The organism is Neobacillus sp. B24, assembly GCF_055381825.1.
In genome coordinates this window covers 482,393-495,725 of sequence record NZ_AP035777.1, presented here as the reverse complement: position 1 = coordinate 495,725, position 13,333 = coordinate 482,393, and the positions used below count along the sequence as shown (strand labels likewise).

At 41.3% G+C, this 13,333-nt stretch carries 13 protein-coding genes and 1 CRISPR repeat array (1 of these 14 only partly in view); of the genes, 1 reads left to right on the top strand and 12 read right to left on the bottom strand.

Features of this window, described 5'->3' with window-relative positions; all coding sequences use genetic code 11:
• Nucleotides 1–165: 165 nt before the first annotated feature.
• From ACZ43M_RS02445 to ACZ43M_RS02430, 4 genes are all read right to left on the bottom strand, one after another.
• Nucleotides 166–648 (bottom strand): PTS sugar transporter subunit IIA, encoded by a 483-nt coding sequence (locus tag ACZ43M_RS02445; protein WP_464505905.1) that lies wholly within the window; start codon nucleotides 646–648, stop codon nucleotides 166–168.
• Between the two features lie 258 nt (nucleotides 649–906).
• The gene (locus ACZ43M_RS02440; protein WP_464505904.1) at nucleotides 907–1,869 is read right to left on the bottom strand and encodes a LacI family DNA-binding transcriptional regulator; all 963 of its coding nucleotides are present in this window, start codon (nucleotides 1,867–1,869) and stop codon (nucleotides 907–909) included.
• A gap of 94 nt (nucleotides 1,870–1,963) precedes the next feature.
• On the bottom strand, nucleotides 1,964–2,308 hold the full coding sequence (locus ACZ43M_RS02435) for a hypothetical protein (RefSeq protein ID WP_464505903.1): 345 nt from the start codon (nucleotides 2,306–2,308) through the stop codon (nucleotides 1,964–1,966).
• 260 nt (nucleotides 2,309–2,568) lie between these two features.
• The gene (locus ACZ43M_RS02430) at nucleotides 2,569–3,867 is read right to left on the bottom strand and encodes an MFS transporter (RefSeq protein ID WP_464505902.1); all 1,299 of its coding nucleotides are present in this window, start codon (nucleotides 3,865–3,867) and stop codon (nucleotides 2,569–2,571) included.
• Between the two features lie 168 nt (nucleotides 3,868–4,035).
• On the opposite strand from ACZ43M_RS02430, the gene ACZ43M_RS02425 reads away from it, so the two are divergent.
• The gene (locus ACZ43M_RS02425; protein ID WP_464505901.1) at nucleotides 4,036–5,259 is read left to right on the top strand and encodes a helix-turn-helix domain-containing protein; all 1,224 of its coding nucleotides are present in this window, start codon (nucleotides 4,036–4,038) and stop codon (nucleotides 5,257–5,259) included.
• 888 nt (nucleotides 5,260–6,147) lie between these two features.
• On the opposite strand, the gene ACZ43M_RS02420 is transcribed toward ACZ43M_RS02425, so the two are convergent.
• The 8 genes from ACZ43M_RS02420 to cyoE all read right to left on the bottom strand — a co-directional run bounded on the left by ACZ43M_RS02420 (nucleotide 6,148) and on the right by cyoE (nucleotide 12,342).
• On the bottom strand, nucleotides 6,148–6,873 hold the full coding sequence (locus ACZ43M_RS02420; RefSeq protein WP_464505900.1) for a DUF3784 domain-containing protein: 726 nt from the start codon (nucleotides 6,871–6,873) through the stop codon (nucleotides 6,148–6,150).
• Between the two features lie 59 nt (nucleotides 6,874–6,932).
• Nucleotides 6,933–7,442 carry a methylated-DNA--[protein]-cysteine S-methyltransferase gene (locus tag ACZ43M_RS02415; protein WP_464505899.1) on the bottom strand — a complete coding sequence of 170 codons (510 nt, stop codon included), beginning with the start codon at nucleotides 7,440–7,442 and terminating at the stop codon, nucleotides 6,933–6,935.
• 83 nt (nucleotides 7,443–7,525) lie between these two features.
• A complete protein-coding gene (locus ACZ43M_RS02410; RefSeq protein WP_464505898.1) occupies nucleotides 7,526–8,086 on the bottom strand; it encodes a hypothetical protein in 561 nt (186 codons plus the stop codon).
• Nucleotides 8,086–8,715, bottom strand: a complete 630-nt coding sequence (locus ACZ43M_RS02405; RefSeq protein ID WP_464505897.1) for an SCO family protein — start codon at nucleotides 8,713–8,715, stop codon at nucleotides 8,086–8,088. Before ACZ43M_RS02405 ends, ACZ43M_RS02410 begins: the two co-directional genes overlap by 1 nt.
• An 85-nt stretch (nucleotides 8,716–8,800) precedes the next feature.
• Nucleotides 8,801–10,477: a cbb3-type cytochrome c oxidase subunit I gene (locus tag ACZ43M_RS02400; protein ID WP_464505896.1), complete on the bottom strand. Its 1,677-nt coding sequence runs from the start codon at nucleotides 10,475–10,477 to the stop codon at nucleotides 8,801–8,803.
• A 14-nt stretch (nucleotides 10,478–10,491) separates the two neighbouring features.
• Nucleotides 10,492–10,953, bottom strand: a complete 462-nt coding sequence (locus ACZ43M_RS02395; protein WP_464505895.1) for a cytochrome c oxidase subunit II — start codon at nucleotides 10,951–10,953, stop codon at nucleotides 10,492–10,494.
• 12 nt (nucleotides 10,954–10,965) lie between these two features.
• A complete protein-coding gene (locus ACZ43M_RS02390; protein WP_464505894.1) occupies nucleotides 10,966–11,103 on the bottom strand; it encodes a hypothetical protein in 138 nt (45 codons plus the stop codon).
• A 303-nt stretch (nucleotides 11,104–11,406) separates the two neighbouring features.
• Nucleotides 11,407–12,342, bottom strand: a complete 936-nt coding sequence (cyoE, locus tag ACZ43M_RS02385) for a heme o synthase (protein WP_464505893.1) — start codon at nucleotides 12,340–12,342, stop codon at nucleotides 11,407–11,409.
• A 505-nt stretch (nucleotides 12,343–12,847) separates the two neighbouring features.
• A CRISPR array of direct repeats spans nucleotides 12,848–13,333; the repeat unit is 32 nt; unit sequence ATTTCAATCCACGCACTCACGAGGAGTGCGAC (it continues 3,101 nt past the right edge of the window).

Here is a 13,333-nt window from a genome sequence, read left to right as displayed (position 1 = left end):
TATTACCCCCTTAAAAATAGATTAATAGTGTTATAAAAAAACTAATGAGAAAAAATAATACCTAAAACTATAAAGCACCCTGCTTACTGTTTGAAAAAAATCACCTCCTTAACGATTTGACAGCCCAGCACCTTTTTTGCCGGGCTGCTCACACCCTGTGCCTGTTTACTTAACTGTGATAATTACTGTCTTGCCGGCAACCCCTTCGGTTTCCCCTGTAATGTCGTATTGTTTTTTGCTATCGTGGCTATTGGTTATGACAATCGGTGTGACTGCGCTAGTTGCATGCTGGGTGATGTAATCCCAGTCAACCTCCAACAACGGCTGGCCAACAGTGACTTTATCTCCTTCACTAACAAGCGGATTAAAGCCCTCACCTTTTAATGCCACCGTTTCCAACCCTACGTGAATCAAAATTTCTGAGCCATCCTCAGCAAGGATACCAATCGCATGCTGTGTCGGTGCGACTTGGATGATTTTGCCGTCGACAGGTGCATGAATATCTCCCCCGGAAGGTACCACGGCTGCCCCTTCACCAAGCATTTTCGTGTTAAAAACCGGATCGGGAACCTCTCCAAGCGGAATGATTTTGCCATTGACCGGTGTGTATATTTCCAGCTCTTTTGCCTTTTTAAAAAGTTTAAACATGCTTATTACTCCCTTACTATGAAATGAATGTCCGCATTATTACTATTTACCTAATAAAAAGAATAAATTTAATAAGCGGCCGCAAAATGCAAAAAAGGCATGGGGGTATAATAAAAGGACAGAATGATTCCTTCTACTTTACCACCATGCCTGATCGTATCAGTAACATGTGATCGATATGTAACTATGTTTAGCTTAACATAAACAAAATATTTTGTAAACGGTAACAATCGTAAAATATCGTGACTGACACCTTTTTCATACTGTCTGTCTTTCAATTAATTTGACGGCAATTTCCCGATAGGTGATTTCACTTTCGTTGATGGCCTGCCGGAACAGCTTCTTGCCAACTTCGACTAGCGGAATTTCCATTGTGGTGATATTCATCATTTTCGCTATTGGATGATTATCAAAGCCAATAAGGGCTAGTTCGTCCGGTATTGAAATTTTTTGCTGTTTGGCACGCGTGTAAATTCCTGCCGCCACCTGATCACTCGTCACGAGCAAGGCCGTAGGCGGGTCCGCCATTTCGCAAATCCCCCGAATAACCCGATCACCATCCTCCAAGTATAGACATTGTTCGAAAACATAATCTCGGTTATATGGCAGGCTGTATTTTTTCAAAAAATCCCGATAGGCCTGTTCACGAAATTTACTATTCGTGCCCGTTCTGCGGCCAATGCAGTAGCCAATTTTTCTGTGGCCCTTTCCATACAAATATTCAAGCGCCTTCATGAAACTCTTGTAGTGGTCAATAAACGTGGCTGAAACGTTTTTACCATTGGTATCCTCACACAATACAATCGGACCGTAGGGAATATATTCTTCAATCGTGGTCCAATCACAATTACGTGAACAGATGATAAGGCCATCAATCTGTTTTTGTTTCAGCATTTGCAGTGCGGCAATTTCCCTCTCCAGTTCGTAATTTGTCTGGATTAACACTAGATTGTATTGATGATTAAACGCCTCACTAGCTATCCCGGTAACTAGTGCCGCAAAATACGGATGGTCAGAGACTGGCATCATCACGCCAACAAGGAAAGTTTTCCCTCTGCTAAGGTGCACAGCATTTATATTTTGCTGGTAATTGCTTTCGGCAATGGCCTTTAGGACCGCTTGCCGTTTTTCTTCCTTTACATATGGGTGATTATTCAAGACCCGGGATACAGTCGTTACCGATACACCAGCCATTTTGGCCAGATCCTTAATATTTGTCATATGAACACCTTATTTATTTTGTTAAGAAAATAGTAAACCAATTTTTTGCAAATTGCCAGAAAACAAAAACACCGCCGATAAAAAATTCCGACGGTTACAAGCTTATCTCTTCCATTATGAATTCTTCCTCAAGGTTTGTACCATCGCCCCAGGTCCATTTTCCTTGCAGCATAATTTGTTGGTTCTTCCCTGCTTCAGGAATGAATGTCGCAACGCCCCCAGAATATTGAGAAGCAGTATTGGAATGATTAAAAGATATTTGGAGGACACCTTTTTCGGTTATTAAGCCAATAAGTTCGCCATATTTAACCCTTCCCCCAAAGTATTTAGCTTGAATGATGGCACCATTTTGTTTATAAAAGAACATCGTTTCATTCGTAATATCCCGATGCCCGAAAGCATTCCTGCACTTAAACATCTTATTATGAAATTCCACCATCCTCACTCCCTCACTTAGGAAAATAATCATCAAACGATTTTAATGGTGTTATCTCTATGGATTGTCCTGACTCTTTTAAGCAAAAGTAAGCGGAAAAATAAATAATCAAACATAATGCAATCAATTCAAACATTTGACTTCTCCTCACTTCCCTTTGATTTACATAAAGTGTAAGTTGTGAAATGCGTTTCATAGCAAGAGAAAAATTTAAAAAGACCTTCACCGTCCAGGCAAAGGTCTTACCGTAATTATTTTATTTATTATTGAACACTCAGCTCCGGTTTCACAGCTGTTTTCTCCCCAGGCTCTGGGTGTGCCTTCCTGATTACGGATGGTCTCACCATGAACAACACAACGCCAACCAATAGAGCAGCTGACAAAATTAGGACCCAATATGCCGGGAATACATCATATAAGAAACCGTAGAGCACCATTCCCAGCGGCATTAACGCCATCGCCATCGTTTCGAGAATAGAAAACACACGACCTTTAAAATCATCGGCAATTTGTTTTTGCATCATGACCTGCATTGGGGTGTTAACGATAATCACCAATGATCCAAGACCAAACATTGCTAACGTATAATAGCCAAAGTATCCGTTATAGGACATTTTTATTAACAACGGCAGTGCGATGGCCCCCATGATTATCCCCATCCCAATAATACCTCGCTTGGCAACGATCAGCGGGAACCTCACTTCTTTTCTTATTGAAAAATAAATCGAAAAAAGCAGCATCCCGACAGCAAAGGCCCCTTGGGTAAAACCGAAGTGCTGAGAAGCCATTTTTAATTTTTCAATTAAAACAAAGGAATAGCCTACCTCAAAAGCACCAAACAGGAAATTGACCAACAATGAAACCCAGATGATCACCATCAGCAATGGCTGCAATTTCAGATAACTGACCCCTGCCTTCATGCTTTGCCACATTGATTCTTTCTGCTCGCCTTCAGCTGTTTCCTTCCTGTTGGCAAATAGATTAAAGTTCATGGTGGATTCGAGTAAAACAGCGATAACAGACGCAATCATATACGTAATCAAAAAGACCGGCATTGAAACAGCACCATACAACAAGCCTCCACCTGCCGGACTGGCAATGGAAGCAAAGGAAATTGACATCTGATTTAAGGACATCGCCCGCTGCACTCTCGCCTCGTCAACAAGCCCGGTTACTGAAGAAGTAAAGGTCACACCAGAGAACATGGAGGTTAACGATAGGATACAGGAAGTGATATAAATGGCGGTCAACGATAAACCGGAGGTCAAACTGACAGCCAATAATCCGCCAATTGCCAGGGTTGTCGCAAGCTGGGCAGCAATGACAATAATCTTTCGAGGATATTTATCTACAATATAACCTGCAAACGGCGCCGCCAGCGTCCGCGGCAAGATATTGCAGACAAGATTTGCCGCAAAGCTCGTTGCCGATCCTGTCGCTTGTAAAATATAGAAACTAACCGCAAAGGCATAAACCTGCGCACCAAACGAAGAAATCATTTTACTAATGGTAAACGTCCATAAATGATACGTCGCTTTTTTCAATTTAAAGCTAGCGTCCATTTCATTTCCCTGCCTTTTTAAAAAGTTTAATTTAATTAAACAAATCATAACATGAAACTTCTTCCATTTCAAGAAAAAGTTTAATATAATTAAACATATAGTAAAATAATGAATGACTTAAGTGCCAAGGCTTAGTACTTACTAAGGCTCCAAGGAGTGACAGTACCGATGTTAGGTGAACAGATTCGGAAAATTAGAAAACAGAAGAAAATGACGCTCGAGGCTCTTGCTGGGGACGAATTGACAAAAGGCATGCTCAGCCTAATCGAGAATAATAAAGCAATGCCATCGATGGAAAGCCTAGCTTATATCGCCAAACGACTGCAGGTGGAAATTTCCGATCTTCTTGAAGAGGTTTCTACTCAGGAATTGAGGGATACCCTTGAACAAGCTGAAAAACTCTTTCACTCTGAGGAAGTGAAAGGAAGCGAAAAATATCAACCGCTGATTACCCTGATTGAGCCCTATCTTGACAACCTTTCGCAAGGATATGAAGCAGCAAGGTTATTGGATATATATGGCCGCTGTCTTTATCGCGAAAAAATTAGCGGGTGGGAGCTCTATTTAGATCGGGCAGCGAAATTGTATGACGAGATGAATTTAACGAAGCGGCGGGCAGATATTGGCATCTACCAGGCGATGATGAAATTTATTGAGCATGACTATGTAGATTCGTTAAATATCCTTCTTCATGAACGGACTGAACTTGAAACAAACCATGCTTATATTGACCCTATTACCCGGCTTGATTTGGATTACCATGAGGCTGTGCTGCATTTTGCCGTAGGTGATTCACAATCGGCAACGCGAGTAATGGAAGGTGCGATCGATTTTTCAAAAACGCACCGGATTTTTTATCGGATTGATGATTTATACCGGCTGGCGGCAGCACAAGCAGAAATGATGCCCAATCATGAAAAAAAAGAGCACTATGTTATGAAATTAAAGCAATACGGAGAATTTGCCGATGATTTGCAATCGAAACTCTTTTATAAGCTCTTCCAGGTCATGTCGCTAAATGGGGACAATCACGATTATCACAAAGCTTTGGAAATGATCGATTTATTTTTTGCTCACCCGGAAATGGAGGATTTTTTTGCTGATTGGTTCCTGATTGAAAAAGGCAAAGCCCTTTTTGGTCTAAAGCAGTTTGCCGCCGCCCTCGCTTGTTTTGAAAGGGTGGAAATTCCGGATTATGCGCATCATCCCTTCGACCTTTCTCTGTTTTATGTCTTGGATTCGTACAAGGCCCTATGCCATCATGAGCTGGGGAACATGGAACAGGCTGAAAAATGGGCTGAAACAGCCGTTGAAAACTTCGCAACGCTGCTGCCAACTACGTATAAGGATTTTGCCTTGGATGCTTATAGAAAAATAAAGCTTTCTTCGTAAAATAAAGTTGTTTTGTGCCTACGGGACGGGATGACGGCGCTTTTGACTATTTTTCGAGCATCGGGGAATAGTCAGCCTATGTGCGTCCAGGTAATTATGTTTTGGTGTTGTTTACCAAGCAGTGGCGGCATACATGACCTCTTTCGTAATTCTTTTGGGTTTTTGGTCACGTAGAGCGGGGATACGTGACCTTTTTCGTGATTCTTTCCGGTTTTTGGTCACGTAGAGCGGGGATACGTGACCTTTTTCGTGATTCTTTCCGGTTTTTGGTCACGTAGAGCGGGCCTACGTGACCTTTTTTGTGGTTCTTTCAGGTTTTTGGTCACGTAGAGCGGGCCTACGTGACCTTTTTCGTGATTCTTTCGGGTTTTTGGTCACGTAGAGCGGGCCTAGGTGACCTTTTTCGTGATTCTTTCGGGTTTTTGGTCACGTAGAGCGGGCCTACGTGACCTTTTTCGTGATTCTTTCCGGTTTTTGGTCACGTAGAGCGGGTATACGTGACCTCTTTCGTGATTCTTTCCGGTTTCTGGTCACGTAGACCGGGACTACGTGACCTCTTTCGTGATTCTTTTGGGTTTTTGGTCACGTAGAGCAGGGATACGTTACCTTTTTCGTGATTCTTTCCGGTTTTTGGTCACGTAGAGCGGGTATACGTGACCTCTTTCGTGATTCTTTCGGGTTTTTGGTCACGTAGAGCGGACCTACGTTACCTCTTTCGGGGATTTTTCAGATTTTTGGTCACGTAGAGAGGCGATACGTTACCTCTTTCGGGGATTTTTCAGATTTTCGGTCACGTAGAGGGGCGATACGTTACCTCTTTCATGAAATTCACGTAGAAAGAGAAGATAAAGATAAAAAGAAATTAACCGCCATTCTTTTGCCCTTCAATTAATCTCCAATTTTTGTTTTCAATTCCTCATACCATTCCACTGTTTGCTTCGAGGTTTTTGCGTTAATGAAGATTTTTTTCTTGCCTGTTTCGATAAAAATGCATGGAGAGGCATCTCTCCTAATGAACAACAAACTGCTGCCATAGTCTTTTACTTTGAAGCGTCCCTTGGCAATTGTGGACATGCCAAATCCGTCCTGCTTGAAGGTGACCTCCGGCATTTCATCAAGCAGCTCCACTTGTTTGATATCCTGATAGGACCATTCATCCCCGTACACACCAGTGATTTCAAAATATTGCTCACGGGCAATCAGTTCATAGTCTTTATAGGCGATATATTCGAGGACACCAAGCGCTGCAATGACAATGACAAACAGCGAAGTGGAAATAATATAGCTCCGCTTTCTTTTTTTAGGAACTTCATATTGTGATAGATAAATTAAACCGCCCAATAGAAACACAATCATAAAGCCAAATTGAATTTCAAATGTATACGAAATTGATGTCCAGTATAAAGGCATTAATAGTAGCATGCCGACCGCCGTTGCAATCATCAGCTTCCCTGTCCTTTGCGGGAAACCATTGGCAATCAGTTCCTCCTGTTCTTCCTTTGGGCGGGTTGCAAACCCGGACAGCAGCCAATAAGCTTCTCTTCGTAACATTGCCCAGCCCAACAGCAAAAACATTAAAATCATAGCTATCTGGATGATTAATAGCGTCATCATTAACGCCCCCTTTACTTTAAAGCACTTTTACAAATTTCTTTTCCTGCCTGCGAGACCACTTAAGCCTTCCGCTCTAATTGCAACAGCCGTGATTTCATCTCCAATCCGCCACGAAAGCCAGTCAACTTCCCATCCTTCCCTAACACCCGGTGGCATGGGACAGTGATCATCACCGGATTGGCACCAATGGCTGCTCCGACAGCACGAACCGCAGTGGGCCGATTAATTTGGGCAGCAATGTCAGAATAGGTTTTCGTTTCCCCAAATGGGATTTCACAAAGTGCTCCCCAAACAGCACGCTGAAACTCTGTTCCATGATAGTCGGACACAATCGTAAAGCTTGTTCGTTTCCCATCAAAATACTGTATTAGTTCCTCAGCATAAGGTCTTAGTTTTTCTGCATCCTCCACCAGCATACACCCAGGCATGACCTTTTCTGCCCATAAGGAGACCTCTTCCAAGCCCTTACCCTGGGAACCGACGAAACAAAGACCTTTTTCCGTTGCCGCAAGATATAACTGCCAATCCTTATGCTTCAACAATGACCAATAAATGTACTGTGTACTCATAATTTTCCCTCCATCAAATATCCAGTGTGCTAATTTTATTATACAAAAATAGCCGCCCGGCGAGAAACCGATGCGGCTGTTTTTCAAATATAATCTGAAGGGTCGACAAAGTAATTGTAAACCATATAGATGACAATACAGATGGCTGTCGTCACGAACCCCCAGCCCAATGTCAATTGTTCAATGATTAAGTAGTTATTGCAAAGCTGGACAGGTGAAATGATGTAGAGCAAGCCCATTCCAAAATACATGACGATAAAACCAATAAGAATCAGATTTTTTCCGGTCGGTTTTAACTTTTTCCAACTATCTCTTAAAGCAAAACCTGCGATAAATGGCAGACTGATAAACTTAAATATTTCTACCGCGGTTTCTCCCAGCGCTTCATCCATTGTCCGCGGCATTGTCCAGTAGAGGACGATTATGAAAAATAACATGGCGCCCGGTACGCCATTGACATTCCATTTTTCAAAAAAGGCAGGGAATCGACCTTGAACAAATTTGGCCATCAACATCCCGGCAATCACCAGCATTGGCATTTGCATATGCATGTGAACAACCATGATTGATTCCATGAAATGGGCAACAGGAGGAGCAGCCAGGAAGAGAAATAGCAATAAACCATAAAAGGATTGGTTTAACATTATTCTCCCGCCTCCTTTTTCAAAATCGTAGTGAGCGCAGCTGCCGCCTCATCGACTTTTTTATAATCCATTACGTCGATGAGCTTGCCATTTGGGTCGACTAGATAAAATGCGGAGTTATGGGCAAAACTGCCATTCCCATCAGGTATGACGATAACACCAAACTCTTTTAACAAAGAGTCCAATTCCTTTTGATTCGATATTCGGGCCATCCGCCATGTTTCCCCGTCACTTTTAAAATAATCTTTATATTTATTCAGGGTTTCTGGGGTGTCTCGCCCCGGGTCAAAGCTGATGCTTAAAAACATAATATCCTTGCCCAAATACTTGGTTGGCAGCTTATGATAAACCTCCGACATGTTCATTTCCAGCTGCGGGCAAACTGTCGTACAGGATGTATATAAAAATGTAATGAATACATACTTGTTTTCAAATTCAGAGAAAGAATAGTTGCGCCCTTGGCTATCCTCGAGGGTAACATCAGGGAACTGCGGCTTTTCGTCCATTAATTTGTTGACTCGTGCTGTTTCTGCCGTAAAGGCAGTAAATCCATCGGTACCAAACCAGAATAGAATGCATCCAAAAGCTAAAACGATATAGATTGAGTATTTCGTATGCTTATTGATCATAACGATCACTTCCAACTCTATTGTTTTTAATAGAAAGAGATAGCCCAACGAAGCGAGCTATCTCTTTTTCAAAAAATCTTCGCGATTACCAAGTCTTAAATGGTGGTGATCCTGGAGGTGCATTGACAATCATGTCGGTTAATGGAATAACGTAAGCCATTGATACGATGATTAACATAACAACAATCCATAAACCCCAGCGCTCTGTCCAGTAAGGAGTTTTCGATGCATTGTCTTCTTCTTCCGCGATTGGAAATTCAGTTTCTCCTTTTGGTGCAAAGAACATCATGTTGAATACAGCGTACACTTGAAGAATAACCCCGATGATTAACATTGTGCCGCCAACTGCCAGAAGCATTAAATATGGGTCCCAGCCTAATGCTGTTGCATGATCCCCGTATGTTGAATAAGAAGTTCTACGTGGTGAACCCATCAAACCTACATAGTGCATGGCTCCGGACATAAAGATCATACCGATAGTCCAAACCCAAGTTTGAACGACACCAATTTTATTGATTTGCGGTGTTAATACACGATTTGAGATAAATGGCACTAACCAATAACTAATTCCAAAGAACGTTAAGGCAACTGTCATACCTAGTGTTAAATGGAAGTGTCCGACGATCCACATTGTGTTGTGAACGACTTGGTCCAATTGGTTTGTGCTTTGTGCGATACCGCCAGCACCCGCAGGGATAAAGGAAAGCATTGCGATAAATGGAGCCAGGAAGCGAACATCCTTCCAAGGCATCAATTTCCACCAGCCAACAAGTCCTTTTCCGCCTTTTTGTCTAGCAGTACGTTCAAATACTGCGAATAATGCATAGGCTGTCATCAATGATGGGAAACCAATTGCCAAGCTCATGAATACGTGCATATATTTGATGCCTTCATCGATACCTGGGTCGATGATTTGGTGGTGGAATCCACCAGTAATGTTCATTACAACTAGGGCAATAATAACAACGCGGGTTAATGTGTCACTCCAGCGCTTACCGCCGATAATTTTTGGAACAATTACATACCAAGCAGATGTTGCAGATAGATACCAAATGTTTACTAATGTGTGGCCGAAAGCCCAGAACAAGGTACGGGATACCAAGACATTGATTCCGTCTACCCAGCCTAGTACCCAAGGGATAATCATAAATACTTCAGTTGCCACAAATAGTGTCGCGAAGAATAACAACACAAACACTCCAGTTGCAAAATAAGAGAAAATCGGAACATGCTTTCCTTTGTTATTCTTTCTCCAGTGTGCAACATTGATAAAGATTCCGGTACACGCTAACCAAACGCCTAATGCCACAAACACCAATCCAAAATAGAACATTGGGTGTGCTGCCATCGGAGGATAGAATGTGTACATAACGGATGCTTCATTCATCAAGATTGGAATAACAACCAGTACAGCTCCAATAATGCTTGAAGCAAATCCTGTCCAGACAATCTTTCTTACCTTTGGAAGCAGGCCACCCAAATCATGTGACACTCCTGCATAGAAATATCCAGTTACAAAGAACGACGTAAATATTAGAATTAAGAGAATACCGTGAGTTGTAAGAACCTGATAATAATTAAACCATGCTGGCAGTTCAAACAGCCCTGCTCGGTTTAAACCTTGTGCTAATCCTAAAAATCCACCAATTAATAGTGCGATAAATGAAATGGATATATATGTTTTTGAAATTCTGGCATCTTCTTTGCTGATGCCCAATAGCTTATTAGCTTTATTTTTAAAACTACTTGCTGTTGCTTGCATTGTCTTTCCCCCCTTTATTTAACCGTAATAGTTGTGGACATTAACTGGTGGCCAGCCCCACAATATTCATTACAAAGAATTAAATAACTTCCAGCTTTATCAAACTTTTGCGTGATTTTTTGAATATGCCCTGGCATAACCATCGCATTTGTGTTTGTTCCGGCAATTTCAAATCCGTGGACAACATCTTTTGAAGTTAATGTAAAGTGTACTGTTGAACCAGCAGGTACTTCGATATTAGCAGGATTAAAAGCAAATGCTGCAAGCGTCATAACCACTTCATATTCATTTTCACCGACTTTTGTAATCCCCGGCTTATCAAATGGAGCTGTTTGATCTACTTTTTGCGGATCAATGGTTTCCATGTTACTTGGCGGTCCCATTTCCAATGCAAATGCCTGATAACCAGTGATAAGCATAAATATCATAATCATACCGAAGCTTAATGTAAGCCAAATCTTTTCATCCTTATGCATCTTTTATCCCCCCTATACTCTCGCCATATATAAACCATAAAGTACAAAATAAGTTACAAGAATGACGCCAAACACTACACCCAATGATATCCACGTGCCTTTTAATGGAGCTTCGTGTTTCTGAGCTTTTTTACCTTTTACAGAACCCATCTCAAGATCCCCCTTTTTGTTAAGTTCTTTGTACTTTTTATGATAAATAGGAATCGTTCTCAATGTAGTGAACTGCATCACATAGGCAGTGTGAGGCTAAACAGCATTTATTATTTTTAGCGAAGCCATTTTAGAGGAGTGCTTATCATAAAGGTCATTTTAACGGCATTATTACCTTCTTAACGTTATTAATTGTTATATTGAAATAAGGAATTTAAATCCAACCAAACTAATGACAAATTTGTGAACAGAAAAAGACCATCCTTTGTCATGCAAAGGACGGTCTTGAGTTTTTACTAATATTTAATTAAATGCAGGAAGAGTTACCAAGAACATTAAAACAAACAAAATCGTTACATAATTGACTGAATAAAGGAAATTGATTTGTGCCCATTTTAGATCATTTTTTGTAAAAAAGCCGCTGATGGCTATGATTAACCAGCCAATATTGAGGAGAGTTGCGATCAAAATAAAGGCGGTGCCAAGTGATCCTAGATAAAATGGCAGCGGCAGCAAGCACGCAATATAGACAACCATTTGCCGTTTAGTGACATCAATCCCGTAGACTACCGGCAGCATTGCTACCTTTGCAGCACGGTACTCATCGTACTTCTTAATTGCTATCGCAAACGTATGCGGCATCTGAAAAATAAAAATAATCAAAAATAAAATGATTGGAACAATATGAAAACCAGGTTCAATCGCGGTCCAGCCAATCATTGGAGTGACAGCGCCGGAAACGGCACCAATAACAGTATTTAGTGTGTATCTTCGTTTCGACCACATGGTGTACAGGATTACATAAGTAAACCAGCCAACAAATGCATAGGCAACGGCTTCCCATCGAGTAAACATTAATAGGACAAAACCGAGAACTGTCAGGACAATTCCAAGTGCTAATACAAATTTTAGAGAAAAATGACCAGTCACGGTCGGGCGGTTTTTTGTCCGATCCATGACAGTGTCGATGTCTACATCGTACCAGTTATTGATAACAAGCGCCCCGCCCATTACTAATGTACTGCCGATCATGGTCAAAAGAAAAACATCTAAATAGTCTATAAATGATGCATTTGTAAAATACAGAGCCAGCCAAAATCCTGTAAAAACAGGGAGGACATTGGCAATTAGCACTGGACCTTTAAAAAGTGACTTTATGTCAGCAAAAATGCGAGTACGGTTATTTGAAATTGCTGTACTTTTGCCGTTTTGAGCAGTAAGAATTCCATTTTGATTCAAATTATTAACCTCCCCCATGATTGGTTTGGGTAATTAGTCATTTTGATTTTATATTAACATACTTTTTACTATTCACCTATTGTAAATATCGCCAATGCCCGTTCAGGAAGGACATTAAAGTAACAATATAATTTTTGTTATTAAAGAGGTAAGTTATAGCAAAAAAAGAATTGTAAAAAGAATGAATATTGGGATTTGCTTAAAGATAATTTAATCGTCGATACAGAAAATAAAAGAATCAGCCCCCCAAATTATATCTTTCGAAGGACTAAATCCTTACCAATATGCACCCACTAAAGGATTAACCTAAAAAACAGCATTTCAAACAATAATAGGTATTACCGACCATACAACCGTGGAATACATAAGGATATTGATTTAAATCCACGCACTCACGAGGAGTGCGACGCCTAATCTCTTGCAGTCCATTCCATGATGTGAGATTTCAATCCACTCACTCAGGAGTGCGACACGATCACCTCATTAACGACATAAAGACCAATAAATTTCAATCCACGCACTCACGAGGAGTGCGACTTTGATGGGGAATTTATTCTACATTGGTTGTTTATTTCAATCCACGCACTCACGAGGAGTGCGACGTCATTGTTTGCGCCAGTTTCCTTTTTCTTGATATTTCAATCCACGCACTCACGAGGAGTGCGACTGCCAGCCATGCGATAACCCTTGCCTCAATCGCTATTTCAATCCACGCACTCACGAGGAGTGCGACTAATCTGCTGGATCCGTTTCAAAAACAGATGAAAATTTCAATCCACGCACTCGCGAGGAGTGCGACAAAGGTATATGATTCTGAATCTGTACCATCTTGTATTTCAATCCACGCACTCACGAGGAGTGCGACGGCTTAAAACCTTTTTCTTCGTTCGATTACCACAAGATTTCAATCCACGCACTCACGAGGAGTGCGACGGCTTGAGTTGCGGGATGTGCTTTCCCAGCAGAGTATTTCAATCCACGCACTCACGAG

Excerpts from the sequence above, each read along its gene's own strand:
- ACZ43M_RS02445 (WP_464505905.1), bottom strand. The coding sequence starts at position 648 with ATGTTTAAACTTTTTAAAAAGGCAAAAGAGCTGGAAATATACACACCG.
- ACZ43M_RS02440 (WP_464505904.1), bottom strand. The coding sequence starts at position 1,869 with ATGACAAATATTAAGGATCTGGCCAAAATGGCTGGTGTATCGGTAACG.
- ACZ43M_RS02435 (WP_464505903.1), bottom strand. The coding sequence starts at position 2,308 with ATGGTGGAATTTCATAATAAGATGTTTAAGTGCAGGAATGCTTTCGGG.
- ACZ43M_RS02430 (WP_464505902.1), bottom strand. The coding sequence starts at position 3,867 with ATGGACGCTAGCTTTAAATTGAAAAAAGCGACGTATCATTTATGGACG.
- ACZ43M_RS02425 (WP_464505901.1), top strand. The coding sequence starts at position 4,036 with ATGTTAGGTGAACAGATTCGGAAAATTAGAAAACAGAAGAAAATGACG.
- ACZ43M_RS02420 (WP_464505900.1), bottom strand. The coding sequence starts at position 6,873 with ATGATGACGCTATTAATCATCCAGATAGCTATGATTTTAATGTTTTTG.
- ACZ43M_RS02415 (WP_464505899.1), bottom strand. The coding sequence starts at position 7,442 with ATGAGTACACAGTACATTTATTGGTCATTGTTGAAGCATAAGGATTGG.
- ACZ43M_RS02410 (WP_464505898.1), bottom strand. The coding sequence starts at position 8,086 with ATGTTAAACCAATCCTTTTATGGTTTATTGCTATTTCTCTTCCTGGCT.
- ACZ43M_RS02405 (WP_464505897.1), bottom strand. The coding sequence starts at position 8,715 with ATGATCAATAAGCATACGAAATACTCAATCTATATCGTTTTAGCTTTT.
- ACZ43M_RS02400 (WP_464505896.1), bottom strand. The coding sequence starts at position 10,477 with ATGCAAGCAACAGCAAGTAGTTTTAAAAATAAAGCTAATAAGCTATTG.
- ACZ43M_RS02395 (WP_464505895.1), bottom strand. The coding sequence starts at position 10,953 with ATGCATAAGGATGAAAAGATTTGGCTTACATTAAGCTTCGGTATGATT.
- ACZ43M_RS02390 (WP_464505894.1), bottom strand. The coding sequence starts at position 11,103 with ATGGGTTCTGTAAAAGGTAAAAAAGCTCAGAAACACGAAGCTCCATTA.